The following is a 17,698-nucleotide window of genomic DNA, read 5'->3' as shown; positions in this document are numbered from 1 at the left end:
CGGGTGTTCGGGTGCCGGATCAGGACTGCGTGGGGCCGAAGCCCCGCAGGAAGAGGAACGGTTCGAGGACGTTGACGGGCCTGGGCGGCGCCACGAAGCGCACGCTGTCCTCGACGTGGTTGATCAGGTACGGGTTCTCGAAGTCGAAGCCCCGGTCCGGGTCGACCCAGAAACCGACGGCGGAGCAGACGAAGTAGCCGACGCGTTCGGGCGCGAAGAACTGCTCGATCTGCTGCTGGATCTCGCGCAGGCTGCCGTGCGGGAACGCGTTGCACAGCCCGTCGAACAGCCGCTTGGCGTCCATGACCTCGGGTTGCCTGGTACGCGGGTTGACCCGGACGTTGCCCTGTTCGCAGGCGAACCGGAACACGCGGTCGTCGTCGAACTTCGCCAGGCACACGGCGATGCTGTGCGGCAGGAAGTTGCCCTGGCGCTCACGGCGCATGTTGATCTCGGTGGCCACCCCGCCGAGGACCTCGGTGAAGAAGTCCGCGTTCTGCCGGGCGTCCTTGGTCACCGGTCCGTCGTCGCCGTTGACCTGCCACTCGCGGACGGGGTCGACCACGTAGACCATGGCCCGCGCGGCACCGAGGTCCTTGATCAGCCTGCTTCCGTAGGCTGCTCCGGTCTGCGAGCGCAGGTCGAACGCCTCCCCGGGCAGGTCGCGGACGGTGACCTTGAACTCCGTCAGGTCGCGTGCGCGTTCGGCGCCGCGCCGGAAGAGTCTGCGTCCGGCGCGCGAGTAGCGGGTACCGGTGAGGTCGCCGGCCAGGGTGAAGCGGACGGGGCGCTGCTCGGTCAGCGTCGCGTTGGGGAACTTGCGCTCCCGGTACAGCAGGCGTGCCAGGTCGCCCAGGAACTTCTGGGAGGCGTGGTCGTCCGGATAGATGGTCCACTTTCCGTACAGCGGGTCCTGCACGGCCCGGGAAAGGGCGGCCAGCAGCGTGGACTTGCCGCTCTGCATACCGCCCCAGAGCGTGATCGTCGACTCGGGCGAGGAGGACTGGTCCTCCGGCTCCTGAGGGGGCGCCTCCTGCTTCTCGCGCTTTTCCGAGGACCCGTTCCGGCCGGACTTTGCGGGCTTTTCGGCGCGTGCGGGCGCGGCCGGCTCGTCCACCTTCTCCAGGAAGACGCTGGGCAGCGCCCCGTCCTCGGGCGCGGACCGGGGCGCGGGCGGAGTGGTCGCGCGTGCCCGGTCCTGCCGCGAGCCCGGGGGGCCCGGGCGGGGACGCAGGGGCGCGGCCGCGGGCGGGGCGGTCGGCGGTGGGGGCAGGGCGGCCAGACCCCCGACGAGGGTGGACCTGCCCAGGACGTCCAACGGCCCCTGCTCACGGTCCTGTTGCCTGCGGTCCGGTTCGGCGTCCTTTGTGCGCTCGGACCGCGCGTCGTCGTCGACCATGGATGTGCTCCCGCTCGATGGGCGGCGGATGTCGTCCGCCGCGCGATGGTGGTCCGGTCCGCGCACACGCGCGCCCCGGTGTGGGCGAGACCCGCGCCGACCCCGGTCCTCATCGGGTTCGGGCCCTCGTTGGCCTGGGTTTTCGCCGGCCTCGGTCTTCGTCGAATTCGGCCTTCGTCGGCCTCGGGCCCTCGTTGGCCTGGTTCCTTGCCGGCCTCGTCCTTGTCAGCCGGCCACGGCGTGCTGCCAGTCGGCGGTCGTGCCGTCGGCGACGACCAGCCGGATCGGCGCGCCGTCCTGCGGCAGGCACAGCGAGGGCGCCGCGACGACGGCGGCGATCTGCCGCGGGTCGTGCCCCGCGTCGAACCGCCCCTCGGTGCCGAACGCGCCCCAGGCGTGGTCCGCCCAGTGCGCCAGATGGGGTTCGCCCACCAGCTCGTCCATCCACGCCGGTTCGTCGACGACGGCCACGCAGGCGACGCCCTCGTGGTGGCGTGCCGCGTCCAGTTCGGCCTGCCAGTCCAGCCGGTCGGGGCAGATGCGCACGGGTGCGCCGCGTCGCAGCACCTGGGGCGGGCGGGCCCGCGGATGCGGCGGCCGGGAGCCGACCACGAGCAGCACCCGGTGGCTGTCGGCCCGCCACTGGTGGCGCCACCCGGGCAGTTCCCCGGGCACGTGCTCCAGCCCCGTGGCGAAGTCGTGCCGCAGGGGGCAGGGGCGCCAGGACTCCAGCGCCCGCGCGGCGTCCGGCGCCGCCGACATCCCGACCCGGTGCACCACGGGGTCGTGGTCGCGCGGCCCGTGGAGCGGGTCGTGGTCGCGGTAGCCGATCAGGCCCACCCGGAGCGTGTCGTCGCCGCCGACGGCGTCCTGTACGGCGATGACGACGGCCGCGGCCTCCTGGAGGCGCTCCTCGACCGCGGTGCCCCCGTCGGACTGCGGCCCGGAGACCTCGACGGCGACCATCAGGTCGACCGGGCAGGGCCGGGAGAGCTGCTGGGGCGTCCCGGAGGCCAGCGCGGGCCAGGGGGAGGTCTCGGGTTCGTGGTGGCCGTCGTAGCGCAGTTCCACCCGGCTTCTTCCGTGCAGGGAGTAGGACAGCGTGGTCCGGGAGCCGGGCGGCAGTACGAGCCGGTCGATGCGCAGCGAGCGCCACCGGGACGCCGGTTCGTCCCGCCCGGCGGCGACGACGGCGGCGACGCTCTCGCCGGTGGTCGCGCCGGGCGGCGGCGCGGTGACAGGGATCCGCACGACGGGTCCGGCGGCGGTACGCCCGTCCGCGCGGCTGCCCGCGGGGAACAGTGGCCGGCGCACCAGGCCCACCGTCCCCGAGGCGCCGTCGACGTGGGCGGCGGCGAGCCACACCGTGGTGCGCAGCGGCAGTTCGCCCGTCAGGTCCTCCGGCGCCAGGGGCCAGTGCGCGGGCAGCCGCAGGCACAGCAGCGCGCCCGACTCCGCCCGCACCGCCTCGGCCGCCCGCTCCAGCGGCTGCCAGCCGGCGGCCCTGACGGCGAGCACGAGCGGCTCGGTCGGATCGCGGTGCCCGGTCCGCGCGAAGGAGGCCAGAGAGGTCCGCAGGGCGGCGTCGACCCCGGCCGTGGCGCCGGTCTTCCCGCCGGCGAGGAGGAAGAGCCGGCCCGGCCGCTCCCGCGGGAGCACCGCGGAGGCGGGGGCCAGTTCGGTCCAGGACGACTCGGCCAGTCGGATCAGCTCCGGACCGGTCGCGCCGGGTCCGTAGGCCAGCCGGTTCAGGCGCAGCCGCTCACAGCCGACCTCCAGTACGTCCAGGGCCGGGAAGGCGCCGGAAGCGAGGCGGGTGAGTACCCAGCCCAGGCCCGCCGGCGACCGCCCGGCGCGTTCCTCGGCGAGCACGTCCTCCCAGGCGGATCGCCAGGCGTGGACGGGCGGCGGGGCCGCGGCGGACAGGAGCCGCGCCACCCGGTGCCGGTCGGGCGGCGCCGGCGGCTCGCCCCGCTCGCCGTCCGGTTCCGTGCCGCGCGTGGCGGGCCCGCCGGCCAGCAGGTCCGCGACGCGGAGCGCGGCCCGAAGGTCGGCCGCCCCGGTCTTCGCACCGTGGTCCGACTGCACTGTTCCTCACCCCCGATACGGCCGCCGGCGGCCGCGGAGGCGGCCGGCGACCGTTGTCGCACATGTTTCAGACACGGAACGGCCCTGACACAGAGGCAGCCATGACTGATCGCAGATCCCGGAATCCCCCATCCGGTTGCGGATTCACATTATCGCCCGTGATGCGGATGGGACCCGTATTCGTGAGCTTTTTATTTCCGTTACCGCGTCGCTGGTGGGGGAGCTGAATGGGGTCTGTGGGAAAGGAAGGGGAACGGCATTCGTCTATTTCCGCTGTTGGCGATTGTTGCGAATTTCCCGAGTGCGGAAAGGCCGAAATTGATCGAAGTCGACCGGTGTCGATTTCCTCAGTCCTTCCTCAGTCCGCGGAGGCCGTCCAGCCCTTCGCCTCGATACGGGACGAGTCCGCCGGGCGCGCCTCGTCGAACAGGACGGCGCGGCCGGTCTCGACCCGCTGGGCGTCGACGTAGGCACCGCGACCCACGTACAGGCGGTCCGTCGTGTACCGCCAGCGCAGGGTCAGCCGTCCGGCCGCCGGGAGGTCGGCCGTGAGGCCGTGCCAGACCCGGCCCGAGTAGCCGGTGGCGATGCCCGTCGGGTGCCGCTCCGGCTCCTCCCCACGGTGCGTCGTGGTGAACGGCACCGGCTGCCAGGTGGCGCCGCCGTCCGTCGTGCACTCCAGGACGAGCACGTCCGATCCGGGCTCGGTGTCCCACCACAGGTCGCACCGCAGCCGGGCGCCGCCCGCGGAGGTGTCGAGCGAGGGGAGGGCCAGGGTCGCCGTCGTGGAACTCGCCATCCCGGAGAACCACGCCGTGCGGCCCCGCGTCGCACGGACCGGTACGGCCCGTGCCAGGTCGTTGCCGGTGGCGACCCGCGGAGCGGAGCCGGAGCGCCAGTTGCGCACCGGGTGCACGGAGTTGCCGAGGACGATCAGGAACGAGTCGGTGGTCGGGTCGAGGACCAGCGACGTGCCGGTGAACCCGGTGTGCCCCGCGGTGCGCGGAGTGGCCATCGCGCCCATGTACCAGTGCTGGTGGAGCTCGAAGCCGAGGCCGTGCGCGTCACCGGGGAAGGCGGTGTTGAAGTCGGTGAACATCAGCTCCACCGACTCCGGCCGCAGGACGCGGGTACGCCCGTACGCGCCGCCGTTGAGCAGCGTACGGCCCAGGACCGCGAGGTCCCACGCGCAGGAGAAGACGCCCGCGTGCCCCGCCACCCCGCCGAGGCTGAACGCGTTCTCGTCGTGCACCTCGCCCCACACCAGGCCGCGGTCCAGGCCCGACCAGGGTTTGCGGGCGTCCTCGGTGGCCGCGATCCGCGGCTTCCAGGAGGCGGGCGGGTTGTAGCGGGTGCGGTCGAGGCCGAGCGGCCCGGTGATCCGCTCGTGCAGCAGGGTGTCGAGGGTCTGCCCGGTGACCGACTCCAGGACCAGTTGCATGGAGATCATGTTCAGGTCCGAGTACAGGTACGCGGTGCCGGGCGGGTTGATCAGGGCCTCGTTGCGGAGGAGTTCGAGTTTCCCCTCGTACGTCGGCGCGTCGTACAGCGGGATCCAGGCGCGGAATCCCGAGGTGTGGGTGAGGAGTTGGCGGATGGTGACGTCCTGCTTGCCCGCCCGGCCGAAGTCCGGGAGGTAGGACGCGACCCTGCCCTCCAGTTCCAGCGTGCCCCGTTCGAGCTGCTGCACCGCGAGCAGCGAGGTGAACAGCTTGGAGACCGAGGCCAGGTCGAAGACGGTGTCCCGGGTCATCGGGATCCGCCGGTCCGCCGGGAACTCCACGGCGGTGTCGGTCTTCTCGTCGTACGCCGAGTAGCGCACCGCCATGCCGATCGGCTCGTGCAGCGCCACGGTCCCGCCGCGCCCGGCGAGCAGCACGGCTCCCGCGTACCAGGGGTGCGTGGGGGACGGGCCGAGGAACGCCTCCGCGTCCTCGACGAGTTGGCGCAGCGGGGCGGCCAGCAGACCGGCCCGCTCGGGGGATCCGTACCGCAGGGTGGGGCTGCCGTTCGCCGGGGCGGCGGCGGCCGGTCCCGCGGGCAGGGCCGCGAGCGCCAATGCGCCACCCAATGCCATCGTGCCCCTGCCCAGTTGGCGGCGTGTCAGCCCGCCTGCTGCTGCTCTGCCTGCCGCGCCGTCGGTCGTCATGAGGCCTCCCGCCCACCGTCTGAAAGTATCTTTCGGGGATGGTCGTGCGGAGTGAAACTTTCGTGTCAGGTGAGGGCCGTGTCAACGGTGCGTGCGTGCCCGCTTGATCCTGACTGCGCGTCAAGTAGGCTTGGGTGAACGGTGTCCACGGCGTTTCTTGACCTTCCGCCGCAGCGGAACGAGGATCATGTGTCATGACGCCTGGACACGGCAGTACGGTCGACGGAGTCCTGCGGCGCAGTGCCCGGCGCACCCCGGCACGCGTCGCCGTCGAGTACGGCGAGCGCGCCTGGACGTACGCCGAACTCGACGACGCCGTCTCCCGCGCGGCGAACGTCCTGCTCGGCCAGGACCTCGCCCGCGGCGACCGCGTCTCCGCCTACGGCCACAACTCCGACGCCTACCTGATCGGCTTCCTCGCCTGCGCCCGCGCCGGCCTGGTGCACGTGCCCGTCAACCAGAGCCTCACCGGCGACGATCTCGCCCACATCGTCGGCCAGTCGGGCAGCGCCCTGGTGCTCACCGACCCGGACCTGGCCGGGCGACTCCCGGCCGGAACAAGGACGTTGCCGCTGCGCGACGCGGACGACTCGCTGCTCGCCCGGCTGCCGTCCACGCTTCCGTACGACGGCCCCGAGCCGCGTTCCGATGACCTCGTGCAACTGCTGTACACCTCGGGCACCACCGCCCTGCCCAAGGGCGCGATGATGACGCACCGGGCGCTGGTCCACGAGTACCTGAGCGCGATCACCGCGCTCGACTTCAGTGCGGGGGACCGCCCCGTCCACGCGCTGCCCCTCTACCACTCGGCGCAGATGCACGTCTTCCTGCTGCCGTACATCGCCGTCGGCGCGACGAACATCGTCCTCGACGCGCCCGACGGCGACCGGATCCTCGACCTGGTCGAGGCCGGACGCGCGGACAGCCTGTTCGCGCCGCCCACGGTCTGGATCGGGCTGGCCGGGCGCCCCGACTTCGCCACCCGCGACCTGGGCGGACTGCGCAAGGCGTACTACGGCGCGTCGATCATGCCGGTGCCGGTCCTGGAACGCCTGCGGGAGCGCCTGCCGCGACTCGCCTTCTACAACTGCTTCGGCCAGAGTGAGATCGGCCCCCTGGCCATGGTGCTCGGGCCCGACGAGCACAAGGGCCGCATGGACTCCTGCGGCCGGCCGGTGCTGTTCGTGGACGCCCGCGTCGTCGACGAGGAAGGCAACGACGTGCCCGACGGCACGCCGGGCGAAATCGTCTACCGCTCACCGCAGTTGTGCGAGGGCTACTGGGACCGCCCCGAGGAGACCGCGGAGGCGTTCCGCGCGGGCTGGTTCCGCTCCGGCGACCTCGCCGTACGCGACCCGCACGGCTACTACACGGTGGTCGACCGGGTGAAGGACGTCATCAACTCCGGTGGCGTCCTGGTGGCTTCGCGCCAGGTCGAGGACGTCCTGTACACGCACCCGGGTGTCGCCGAGGCGGCCGTGGTCGCGCTCCCCGACGAGCGGTGGATCGAGGCGGTCACCGCGTTCGTGGTCCCGTGCGGCGAGGTCACGGAGGCCGGTCTGATCGCCCACGCCCGTGAGAAGCTCGCGTCGTTCAAGGTTCCCAAGAAAGTGATCTTCGTGGAGGAACTGCCGCGCAACGCCAGCGGGAAGATCCTCAAGAGGGAACTGCGCGACCGGTTCACCGCGCGGTGACGGCCTACCCGATGGCGGAGGCGACCCCCGACGCCCCCGCGCTGACCCTGCGCCCCTGGCGCGCGGCGGACGCGGCCGACCTGGTCGAGGCGTACCGGGACGAGGCACTGCGCCGGTGGGCCGGTCAGGTCGTGGACGACGGGGCCGACGCGGCCCGGTGGATCCGGGAGCGGCAGCGGGACTGGGAGACGGGGGACCGCTTCTCGTTCGCCGTCCTGGAGGCGCAAGGCCCCGAGGGCTGCGAGCGTCTGGTGGGGCACGCCGTCGTCAAGGGCCTACGTCGTGGCGTCCCGTCCGCCGAGGTGGGCTACTGGACCGCCGCGCACGCACGCGGCAGGGGGGTGGCGCCCCGGGCCCTGCTGGCCCTGACCGACTGGGCCTTCACCCTGTTCGGGGGCCGGGGGCCGGCCCGGCTGGAGCTGCTGCACCAGGTGGACAACACGGCCTCCTGCCGGGTCGCGCGCACATGCGGGTACGAACAGGCCGGGATCCTGCCGGCGGCGCCGCCCGACCACCCACTCGACGGCCACCTGCACATCCGCACGCGGCCTGGCGCCTCTGCTGAAAAGTCCCCCTCACGTGGCCTGTTGACGCCGGGTCTCGATCGCTAGGCTGACCCGCGGACGACGATTGGGGAGGAGCACGGACGTGGCCGAGAGCACTGTCAAGCAGCACCCGCTCGCGGGATGGGACAAGCCGGAACTGGATCTCAGCAGCGCGCAGTGGCAGTCCAGCAGCGGCGGCCTGGGAGATGTCCAGATCGCCTTCGTCGAGGGTTTCATCGCGATGCGCAACGGCGGCCGCCCGGAAAGCCCCTTCCTGATCTTCACCCCCGCCGAGTGGGGGGCGTTCATGTCAGGGGCACGGCACGGGGAGTTCAACCTCACCTGACCGGACGCGGATCAGGGGTGTTTCCCTCGCGTCCGGGGACAGGGGACCTTGAAAGCCCCGCCGGGGCCGGCGGCCGAGCGACGCCGGGTCCGCGGGGAGGTCTCCGTTCGGAGGAGAGGAACTCATGAGCACCCCACCGGTCGTCGCCGCCGTCGACGGCTCCGACGACAGCCTGCGCGCCCTGGACTGGGCCCTCGACGCCGCCCGGCGGCGCGACGCGCCCCTGCGCGCGGTCCATGTCCGGCAGTACGCAGCCCTGGCCCAGCCCGACATCCTCGTCGCCGGACCGCCCGGCGACGACGGCGATCCGGTGCTCGACCAGGCACGCGCCCATCTGGGGGAACGCGCCTCCGGTACGGAGGTCGAGTTCGCCGGTCTGGACGGCCTTCCGGGCGCGCTGCTGCCCGAACTGGGTGTTGAAGCCCAGCTGTTGGTGCTTGGCTCACGGGGGCGCGGCGGCTTCGCCAGTCTGCTCCTCGGCTCCAGCAGCCTGGCCGCGGCCCGCGACGCCGACTGCCCGGTCGTCGTGGTGCCCCGGCCCGGCCGCGAGGTGCACGGCGAGACGGCGGCCGGCCCGGGGCCGCGGGTGGTCGTCGGCGTCAATGCCGACAGCCCCGACGACGCCGTGCTCGATTTCGCCTTCATGGAGGCCGCCCTGCGCGGGGCCCGGCTCCAGGTGGTCGCCGCCTACCCGTGGCCGCCTCCGGCCTGGGTGGCCCCGGCGGAGGTCACCACGCTCATGGTCGACCAGGACGCCGTGGAGAACGAGACCCGAACCCTGACCGAGGGCTTCCTCGCCCCGTACCGCACCCGCCACCCCGACGTGCCCGCCGAGCCCCACGTGGCGCCCGGCGACGCGGCCGGGCTGCTGGTCGCCGCCTCCCGCGACGCCGAGCTGGTCGTGGTCGGCCGCGACCGCCGGCGCCTGCTGTCACCGGCCCGCATGATGGCCTCGGTCACCCAGGCCGTCCTTCTGCACGCGGCCGGCCCCGTCGCGGTGATCCCTCCGTCACCGCCGGAGGAGTGACGCCGGTCACTCCGCTGCCCCCGCACTCCTCACCCGGTCGTGCGGCGCTCCTCACCCACGCCGGTCGGGCCGGTGCGCCGGGCTCCCCCCGGCGCACCGGCCCGACCGCCACGCACCCGGGCACCGGGTGATTCCACCCCCGGTCGGTGGCCTCCCTCACGCCGCCGGGCCGGGCGGGGCACGTACCATGGCGGCATGTCGTTCCTCCGCCGCCGCCACGCCACGCCCGCCGGGCCCGACTTCGACGTCCTGGCCATGGATCCGGGCGACTGGCCCGGCAACCTGGGCGCCGGTCTGCTGCCCGCGCCCGACGGCACCTGCCAGGGCGTGTTCCTGCGCTACGACCTGTTTGGCGGCCGCGGCACCGCGATGATCATCGGCAACCTGCCCGAGGGCTCGGCGGCCCGTGAGGTCGCCGAGGGCGAGGTCCCCTTCGAGGTGGCGCAGCTCCTGCTGGCCCTGGAGAACGACGAGGAGGTCACCGTCGTCGGCAGCGAGGACATGCCGGTGCTCCAGGGCGACAACCTCCTGATCGTGCGGCGGCTGAGGCTCTCCGAGAGCCGTATCTCCTGCGTGCAGTTCGACCGCAGCGACGGCGTCCTGGTCACCATCGCCGCCTGGGACCGGCCGATCACCGACGACCTGTACGCCCTGCTCAAGCCGCTGCCCGCCGAGCTGTTCCAGCAGGGCTGACCCGCCGCGCGAAAAGGCCGGCCCCCACGGGACCGGCCCCTCACGTCGTGCTCGTACGCTCTTCGTCCTCGTACGCTGCCGGCCCGCTACCGGGACGAGCGTGCCACCTGCACGTCCGCGGCCCGCACGAACGCCACCCGGTGGCCGAACTGGACCTCGTAGTACATGTCCTTGCCGACCACCACCCGGTGCGAGTCCGTGGTGAAGGTGGCCGAGTAGTAGTACTCACCCGGCAGCAGATCGCCCACCACGTACCTCTGCCCCGCGAGCAGCTTGTACGGCAGCGGCGACACCGCCTGGACGGGCACGCCCGCCGGATAAGCCCCCTCCTCCGGGTAGGCCCTGCCGTACACCGGCACGCTGTCCAGCCCCGCCTTGGGCGTCACCACCGTGCCCGCCGCGTTCACCGCCGTCGGCTTCTTCGCCGGGTTCTGGAACCAGGCCTTCTGGCCCAGGTACCAGATCGCCGTCCAGTCGCCCTGCCGGTCGGCGACCGCGTACTGCTGCCCGGTCTCCACCCGCGAGGCCACGTCGTTCACGTCGGTCGTCGACGGGCCGCCGTCCGGCCTCAGACCGATGTCCTTGATCAGCGGCGAGGAGGTGTCGGGCTGCGAGTACAGCCGCACCTCGCTGGAGCCGTGCGCCGCGCACGGCTTGCCGCTGGTGACGCAGCCCGTGTACTCGGGCCGGTTGGCCGCGTAGTCGGGGCGGATGGTCACCAGGCCGCCCTTCTTGCCCGCGGACGGCTGGAACGGGTGGCCGAGCAGCTTGAAGTAGTGCCGCCAGTCCCAGTACGGGCCCGGGTCGGTGTGCATGCCCGGGATGTTCGGCGTGGTCGTCCCCGGCACGGTGTCGTGGCCGAGGATGTGCTGCCGGTCCAGCGGGATGTCGTACTTGCGCGCGAGGTACTTCACCAGCCGCGCCGAGGACCGGTACATCGCCTCCGTGTACCAGGCGTCCGGCGAGGCGAGGAAGCCCTCGTGCTCCAGGCCGATCGACTTGGCGTTGATGTACCAGTTGCCCGCGTGCCAGGCGACGTCCTTGGCCTTCACATGCTGGGCGATGTGCCCGTCGGTGGAGCGCAGCGTGTAGTTCCAGGACACATAGGTGGGATCCTGGATCAGGTTGAGGACGCCGTCCCAGTTGCCCTCCGTGTCATGGATGACGATGTACCGGATGGACTGCGCCTTGGGCCGGTCGCCCAGGTCGTGGTTGCCGTAGTCGTCCCCGCCGAACTCCTCGTACGGCGCCGGAACCCACTCGCAGGCCACCGAGGCCGGGCACTCCGTGCCCGCCGCCGATGCAGGGGGCAGGGCCGCCCGCGTCAGCTGGGCCTTGCGGGGAGCGATACCGGGCCGCGCGGCCAGGACGATCCGCTGCCCCGAGTCGGTGGTGCGCCGCTCACCGGAGCGGATCACGTTGTACACGTCGTCGGCGTAGGCCGCCGCCGTCGCGCTGTCGTCCGCGCCGGAGTAGCGGGCCACCGCGCCGTACCAGTCGGCCGGATCCGCGCTCAGCGGTTCGCCGAGCTTCTTCTGGGCGGCCGCCAGCAGGGCCGCGCCGCCCGAGATGTTCGCCGACTCGTCCTCACGCAGCCGTTCGGCGGGGATCCCGGTCAGCCCGGCCGCCCGGGGCAGCGTCTTCAACCGGGCGGGCAGGGCCGAGTCCGACGGCACCTCCGCCTCGGGGTGCACGGCGGCCCGCGCGTCGTCACCGCGCGCGTCCTCCGAGCCCTCGGTGTGGTGCGGGGCCGAGGCGAGCGCGGTGCGCGCGTCGGTCAGGTGCATCGGACCGTAGCCGCCGGTCACGCTCGGGGCGCCGCCGTGCCCGTCCCAGCGCGACTGCAGATAGGACACGCCCAGCAGAACGCTGAGCGGCACGTGGTACTCGGTGGACGCGGACGCGAACGCCCGCTGCAACCGGCCGGTGTCGTCCGTGGCGGCGCCCGCGGACGGGGTGCCGCCGAGCAGCGGCAGCAGCAGCGCGGCCGAGGCGACGGCTCCCGCCGCGGTGCGCGCGCTCCTGCGTCCCGGCATGGATCTGGGGTCGGTGGTGGCGGATCCTCGCAATGCAGCCTCCTGGGGCGCTCGGGCGTAGCGGGGCGTGCGGGGCCGGCGTGGATCAGTGGTACCGGCTGCCCGACGATCCGTCAATCATGCGCGCAGCAAGGCGATTACCCATGTCAAACAGCATCTCGGCGAGTTTCGCCACGGCGCGCCCGAGGCCTGCGCGGCGTCAGTGGCTTACACCAATGGCTCCTGCGGCCACTGCTCCGAAAGAGGTGATCCGAAAGAGGTGAACTCCCGAGCGCGACGAACTCGGAAGGAGCCGCACGAGAGCCGGGCAAGGGCGGGCACGACAAAGGTCCGCGGGCACCCGATGCGGGGTGCGCCGCGGACCGTCGTCCCTGTCAGCGAGTGCCGACCGCCGCGCGTACGGCCCGGCGGGCCAGCTGGCAGTCGTCGTGGAGCCGCCGCAGCAGCAGACGCTGTTCCTCGCCGGACGGTACGGCACCCGGGTGGGCCGTAGCCGGTGCCGCGGGGGCAGTGTCGTGCAGGGAACGCTGCACGGCCGTCTCGTACGTGCGGATCTCCCGGGTGAGCACGAGCATCAGGTTCACCAGGAACGCGTCCCGCGAGGCCGGGCCCGCCGACTGGGCGAGCTGGCTGATCTGCCGCCGCGCGAGCGGCGCGTCCCCGAGCACCGACCACAGTGTCGCCAGGTCGTAGCCCGGCAGGTACCAGCCCGCGTGCTCCCAGTCCACCAGTACGGGACCGGCCGGGGAGAGCAGGACGTTGGCGAGCAGGGCGTCGCCGTGGCAGAACTGGCCCATGCCCTGCCGGCCGGCGGCGTGCGCGATGCCGTGCAGCAGCTTCTGCAGGTCACCCAGGTCCCGGTCGGTGAGCAGACCCAGCTCGTGGTATCGGGAGATACGGGCCGCGTAGTCCAGCGGGGCGTCGAACGTGCCCGCAGGGGGACGCCAGGCGTTCAGCCGGCAGATCGCGCCCAGGGCCGCCCCGATGTCCGCCCGCGGCGGGGCCTCCACCGGGTGCCGCTGCAGCGCGGCCACCCGTCCCGGCGTCCGCTCGATCACCAGCGTGCAGTTGTCCGGGTCCGCCGCGATCAGCCGGGGCACACGGACCGGTGGCCGGTGCCGGACGAACGAGCGGTATGCGGCTATTTCGTGCCGGTAGCGCTCCGCCCACGCGGGGGAGTGGTCGAGTAAACACTTGGCGACAGCGGTGCTGCGCCCGATCGTGCCGACCAGGAGCACGGACCGCCCGCTGCGGCGCAGCACCTGCACCGGAGCGAACTCCGGGCAGATCCGGTGCACCGAGGCGATCGCGGTGCGCAGTTGCGCGCCCTGAGGGCCGGACAAGTCGAGTCTCCCGCTCAGCGGTTGCGTGCCGGGCCCCACGGCGTGCCGCGTCCGGCCGGCACCGAGCGCGGGGGCCGCCGGACGCAGGGGGTCGAGGTAGGGGCCGCCGACGCCCGGACGGGGACGCAGCGACCGGGGCGGGGCGGACACGGAGGACGATGCTGCGTACATGTGGCGGGACCGATCCCTTCGTGTGCCTGCTGCTTCAGCGCCTCCCGGCCCGGACGCCCGGGTGCACCCTGGGGAATGTCCCTCGGCGACCGGGTCGGGGTGGCGCGTTCCTACCTGACACCCGGCGCGCACTGGCACACCATGTGGCGCACCCTGGCGAACCCTGGCGAATAGTCGCCCGGCAAGTCGCGGCGGGTCTACTGTCAACTCAGCCGAGTACCTGGGGGCTTGACGTGACAGGACAACCCAACACCCGTCTCGCGGACCTGTTCGGCCTGGCCGGCTGGTCCAAGGGGGAACTCGCGAGGCTGGTCAACCGGCAGGCGGCGGCCATGGGCCACCCCCAGCTGGCGACCGACACCTCCCGGGTGCGGCGCTGGATCGACATGGGAGAGATCCCGCGCGATCCGGTGCCACGGGTGCTGGCGGCCCTGTTCACCGAGCGTCTCGGCCGTGTCGTGACCATTGAGGACCTCGGTCTGGTGCGGCACGGGCGTACAGGGAAACGGCAGGGCGACGGGAGCGAGGAACATCCCGACGGAATGCCGTGGGCGCCCGAGCGCACCGCCGCGGTCCTCACCGAATTCACGGGAATGGACCTCATGCTCAACCGACGCGGCTTGGTGGGCGCGGGCGCCGCGCTCGCCGCGGGCTCCGCAATCAGCAGCGCCATGCACGACTGGCTGCAATCCGATCCGACACTCAAGGCCGACACCCCCGCCCTCGACCATCCCCTGCACGCCGACCCCGCCGGGTACGACCGCTACGACGCCGCCCCCATCGGGTCGCAGGAGATCGAGGAACTCGAACGCTCGGTGGAGGTGTTCCGGGCCTGGGACGCCGCCCGCGGCGGCGGGCTGCAACGCAAGGCGGTGGTCGGCCAGCTCAACGAGGTGGGCGGCATGCTCGCCTACCGCCACCCACCCCACCTCCAGCGGCGCCTGTGGGGCGTTGCCGCCAACCTCTCCGTCCTCGCCGGCTGGATGTCCCACGACGTCGGCCTGGAACCCACCGCCCAGAAGTACTTCGTCATCGCCGCCCACGCCGCGAGGGAGGGCGGCGACCGGCCGCGCGCCGGGGAGGCACTGTCCCGCGCGGCACGCCAGATGGTGCACCTGGGCCGGCCCGACGACGCGCTGAACCTGATGAAGCTCGCCCACTCCGGCGCGGGCGACCGCCTCCAGCCGCGCACCAAGGCCATGTTCCACACCATCGAGGCCTGGGCGCAGGCCTCGATGGGCAAGGGCCAGGCGATGCGCCGCACCCTCGGACGGGCGGAGGACCTCTTCGTCTCCGACACCGGCGACGCGGAGCCGCTCGACTGGATGCAGACCTTCAAGGACGAGGACCTGTACGGCATGCAGGCGCTCGCCTACCGCACGCTGGCCGAGCACGACCCGGACGCGGCCGTGCACGCCCAGCACTACGCGGAGAAGGCCCTGGCCCTGCGGGTCGACGGACGCGAGCGGTCGAAGATCTTCGACCATCTGTCCATGGCCTCCGCCTGCTTCATCGCGGACGACCCCGAACAGGCGGACCGGTACGCGCGGTTGGCCCTGATGGCGATGGGCTCGAACTCCTCCCGGCGCACCTGGGACCGGCTGCGCGAGATGTACCGGCTCACCGCCGAGTACGCCACCTATCCGAAGGTCGGCGAGCTGAGGGAGGAGATCCGGCTGGCGCTGCCGGGGCCGAAGGGCAGGAAATCCGGGAGCGCGCCGGCGTAGGGTTCCGGTCCCGTACGCGGGTTACGAGGTCACCCGGGCGATCAGCACACAGGCGTCGTCCTCGCGCCCGGTTCCGGCGAACTCCTCCACGACCGTCCGTACGCACTCCTGCGCGCCGCGCGCCGCGGTGAACCGCGGGGCCAGGCCGAGCAGGCGGTGTGCCGCGGTGGCCGTCCCTCCCTCACGCCCGGCCGTGTCGGCGCGCGGGGGCCCGCACCGGGGCGCCAGTGTCTCGGTGTGCAGCAGGAGCAGGTCGCCCGGCTCCAGGGTCTCCTCGGCCTGCCCGTAGGAGGCTCCGGAAGCCGTGCCGAGCCGGACGCCGTCCGAGGCGTCCAGCATCCGCCCCGTCCCGCCGCGGAACAGCAGCGGGGCGGGGTGTCCTGCCTGTGCCCAGGTCAGGGTGCGGGTGGCGGGCCGGTACCGGCAGCAGACGGCGCTGCCGGCGGACGGCTGCCCGGTGGCGCCCAGCAACCGGTCGAGCCAGGTCATCAGCTGCTCCGGCCGGGCCCCCGCCATGGCCATGCCGCGCAGGGCGCCCAGCAGCATCGCCGCGCCCGTGGTCGCCTCTGGCCCGCGGCCGGTGAGTCTCCCGGCACCGAGCAGGGTGTCGCCGTCGGGCAGCCCCATCGCGTCGTACCAGTCGAACCCGGCCGGGGTGCCCGTGGAGGACGGCAGGTGGTGGGCGGCCAGGTCGAGCCCCGGGCGGCCCCGGTGCGGGAGCCGCAGGAAGCCACGCCACGGGGGGAGCGCGGCTTCCTGCGGCTCGACCGCGAGCCGGTGCCCGGTCTGCGCGCGATGCCGGTGGCGGTGCAGCGAGTCACGGGTCTCGCGCACGGCCGACTGACTGAGCCGCAGTTCGCTGACGTCCCGCAGCACCGCCCACATCGAGGCGGTGCCGCCGTCGGCGTCGAGCACGGGCTCGCCCATCATGTGCACCGCGCGGACGGCTCCGTCCGGCCGCACGATGCGGAACTCCCCGTCGATCGGCTTGGCGTCGACCAGGCAGTCGGTGACCATGGCGGTCAGCCGGGGCCGGTCCTCGTCCAGCACCACGGAGGGCAGTTCGTCGAGGGTGAGCGGGGGAACGGCCGGGTCGCGGCCGAGGATCCGGAACAGCTCGCCCGACCAGGCGGCCTCGTCCGTCAGCAGGTTCCACTCGGCGCTGCCGACACGGCTGAGGAGTGAGCCGCGCGGGGCGGTGGAGGGTGCGGCGGGCACCGGTGGCGGGCCGTCGCGCAACTGCGCCAAGTGCGCGTCCAGATCATTGAGTTGACGCATCGCCAGGTCGCACAGCGCACGCTCCCACCGGCCCCGCGGATCCGAGGTGTCGCCCTGCGCGTCCCGCCGTACGGCGTCCATCCCGCCCCTGAGCCGACGCGCCTGCGATATCAGCGCGTCGACCGGGCCGCCCCCGGGTGGCTGGGCGGGGGAGCGGTCCGCGGAGACATGGGGCGGCATGGCGCACTCCGATGCGGGGACGGTTCGGCCGGGGCGGCGGGAGGGGGCGCTAGGGCCTGTTGCGAAGGTCCCGTCGTCCGCCCGGAGGGCGGGCCTCGCGGCGTCAGGTGCGTGCTCTCGGCGTGCCGGGCCCTGGCCCTCGTACTGGATGTACTCGGGTCGGGGCCCGGTGCGGCGAGAGTGCGTGCATGGCGTCGCGGGGCAGGCGGGACTTTCGCAACAGGCCCTAAGACTGTGGCACAGCCGGCGGCGCCCTGTAAGGGATTTGGCAAGACGCGACGCGAGGGTGCACCTGGCATATGCCACAGTCTCCCCAGGGTGGCTGACCGGCACTTTCTGTGTAGCCGCACCGGTGGCCGAGGCGTAGACGAGGTACGCGATTTGACGGTCGGCCGGAGGTGGTGCGCGGACGCTCAAGCGTGTGTTCTACGGCCGTCTGTTCCCTTATTGCGAGCCGCTCACCGCCGATCAACGGTAGAGTGACGCAGCTCACATGAATTGGTGGGCTGTCCGGCGTAATGCGAACGGCTCCAGCGGACTCCCAAGGACAACGGCACAACCGGCCGACCTGACGACTCACAGGGGAGACCGACCATGGACACCACCCTCGAGCAGACCGCCCGCGCCCGTCTGATCACCGCGGAAGGACGGGAAGTTTCCGTACCCGCCGTACTGCGCTACGTGTCCACCGACCCGCTGGCCGTGCACATGGACTTCCCGCCCGAGGTCTCCCTCGACGGCGAGGCGGTCTCATGGACCTTCGCCCGCGTCCTGCTGGAGGAGGGCATCGAGGGCCAGGCCGGCGCCGGGGACGTGCACCTGTGGCCGTGCGGAGGATCCCGTACGGTGCTGGAGCTGCACTCGCCCTCGGGTCTGGCCCTGCTCCAGTTCGACACCCCGGCGCTGCACCGCTTCTTGCTGCGCAGCTACGCCGTGGTCGCCCCGGGGCAGGAGGACCTCACCGCGGCCGTCGACCACGGCCTGAGCGCGATCTTCGGTACCGTCTGAGCCGGCCACCCCTC

At 72.9% G+C, this 17,698-nt stretch carries 13 protein-coding genes; 7 read left to right on the top strand and 6 right to left on the bottom strand.

What is annotated here, in order from left to right; all coding sequences use genetic code 11:
• Positions 1–19: 19 nt before the first annotated feature.
• The 3 genes from OIE49_RS03865 to OIE49_RS03855 all read right to left on the bottom strand — a co-directional run bounded on the left by OIE49_RS03865 (position 20) and on the right by OIE49_RS03855 (position 5,636).
• Positions 20–1,399: a hypothetical protein gene (locus OIE49_RS03865; RefSeq protein WP_326801071.1), complete on the bottom strand. Its 1,380-nt coding sequence runs from the start codon at positions 1,397–1,399 to the stop codon at positions 20–22.
• 225 nt (positions 1,400–1,624) lie between these two features.
• The gene (locus OIE49_RS03860; RefSeq protein WP_326801070.1) at positions 1,625–3,487 is read right to left on the bottom strand and encodes a hypothetical protein; all 1,863 of its coding nucleotides are present in this window, start codon (positions 3,485–3,487) and stop codon (positions 1,625–1,627) included.
• 358 nt (positions 3,488–3,845) lie between these two features.
• The gene (locus tag OIE49_RS03855; protein ID WP_326801069.1) at positions 3,846–5,636 is read right to left on the bottom strand and encodes a serine hydrolase; all 1,791 of its coding nucleotides are present in this window, start codon (positions 5,634–5,636) and stop codon (positions 3,846–3,848) included.
• Between the two features lie 194 nt (positions 5,637–5,830).
• Between OIE49_RS03855 and OIE49_RS03850 the strand changes: the two genes are divergently transcribed.
• The 5 genes from OIE49_RS03850 to OIE49_RS03830 all read left to right on the top strand — a co-directional run bounded on the left by OIE49_RS03850 (position 5,831) and on the right by OIE49_RS03830 (position 9,941).
• Positions 5,831–7,330, top strand: coding sequence for an acyl-CoA synthetase (locus OIE49_RS03850; RefSeq protein ID WP_326801068.1), 1,500 nt, complete (start codon positions 5,831–5,833; stop codon positions 7,328–7,330).
• 11 nt (positions 7,331–7,341) lie between these two features.
• On the top strand, positions 7,342–7,941 hold the full coding sequence (locus tag OIE49_RS03845) for a GNAT family N-acetyltransferase (RefSeq protein WP_326801067.1): 600 nt from the start codon (positions 7,342–7,344) through the stop codon (positions 7,939–7,941).
• A gap of 37 nt (positions 7,942–7,978) precedes the next feature.
• Positions 7,979–8,221 carry a DUF397 domain-containing protein gene (locus OIE49_RS03840; RefSeq protein WP_326801066.1) on the top strand — a complete coding sequence of 81 codons (243 nt, stop codon included), beginning with the start codon at positions 7,979–7,981 and terminating at the stop codon, positions 8,219–8,221.
• A 124-nt stretch (positions 8,222–8,345) separates the two neighbouring features.
• Complete coding sequence (locus OIE49_RS03835) at positions 8,346–9,248, top strand: universal stress protein (protein WP_326801065.1); 903 nt, start codon at positions 8,346–8,348, stop codon at positions 9,246–9,248.
• Between the two features lie 195 nt (positions 9,249–9,443).
• Entirely contained in the window at positions 9,444–9,941 is a 498-nt protein-coding gene (locus tag OIE49_RS03830; protein ID WP_100571220.1) for a hypothetical protein, read from the top strand.
• Positions 9,942–10,027: 86 nt separating this feature from the next.
• Here the strand turns inward: OIE49_RS03830 and OIE49_RS03825 are convergent, their stop codons facing one another.
• Both OIE49_RS03825 and OIE49_RS03820 read right to left on the bottom strand, forming a co-directional pair.
• Positions 10,028–12,010: an N-acetylmuramoyl-L-alanine amidase gene (locus tag OIE49_RS03825; RefSeq protein ID WP_326801064.1), complete on the bottom strand. Its 1,983-nt coding sequence runs from the start codon at positions 12,008–12,010 to the stop codon at positions 10,028–10,030.
• A gap of 341 nt (positions 12,011–12,351) precedes the next feature.
• The gene (locus tag OIE49_RS03820) at positions 12,352–13,491 is read right to left on the bottom strand and encodes an aminoglycoside phosphotransferase family protein (RefSeq protein ID WP_326801063.1); all 1,140 of its coding nucleotides are present in this window, start codon (positions 13,489–13,491) and stop codon (positions 12,352–12,354) included.
• Positions 13,492–13,724: 233 nt separating this feature from the next.
• On the opposite strand from OIE49_RS03820, the gene OIE49_RS03815 reads away from it, so the two are divergent.
• Positions 13,725–15,218 carry a DNA-binding protein NsdB gene (locus tag OIE49_RS03815; protein ID WP_326801062.1) on the top strand — a complete coding sequence of 498 codons (1,494 nt, stop codon included), beginning with the start codon at positions 13,725–13,727 and terminating at the stop codon, positions 15,216–15,218.
• Positions 15,219–15,239: 21 nt separating this feature from the next.
• Here the strand turns inward: OIE49_RS03815 and OIE49_RS03810 are convergent, their stop codons facing one another.
• Complete coding sequence (locus OIE49_RS03810) at positions 15,240–16,676, bottom strand: PP2C family protein-serine/threonine phosphatase (RefSeq protein ID WP_326801061.1); 1,437 nt, start codon at positions 16,674–16,676, stop codon at positions 15,240–15,242.
• Between the two features lie 594 nt (positions 16,677–17,270).
• Between OIE49_RS03810 and OIE49_RS03805 the strand changes: the two genes are divergently transcribed.
• Positions 17,271–17,684: an SsgA family sporulation/cell division regulator gene (locus OIE49_RS03805; RefSeq protein ID WP_326801060.1), complete on the top strand. Its 414-nt coding sequence runs from the start codon at positions 17,271–17,273 to the stop codon at positions 17,682–17,684.
• Positions 17,685–17,698 lie beyond the last annotated feature (14 nt).

The sequence above is a fragment of the Streptomyces sp. NBC_01788 genome (assembly GCF_035917575.1).
Classification (GTDB): domain Bacteria; phylum Actinomycetota; class Actinomycetes; order Streptomycetales; family Streptomycetaceae; genus Streptomyces.
Note: the sequence above shows the minus strand (reverse complement) of the source record. Positions and strands in the feature narration are given on the sequence as shown.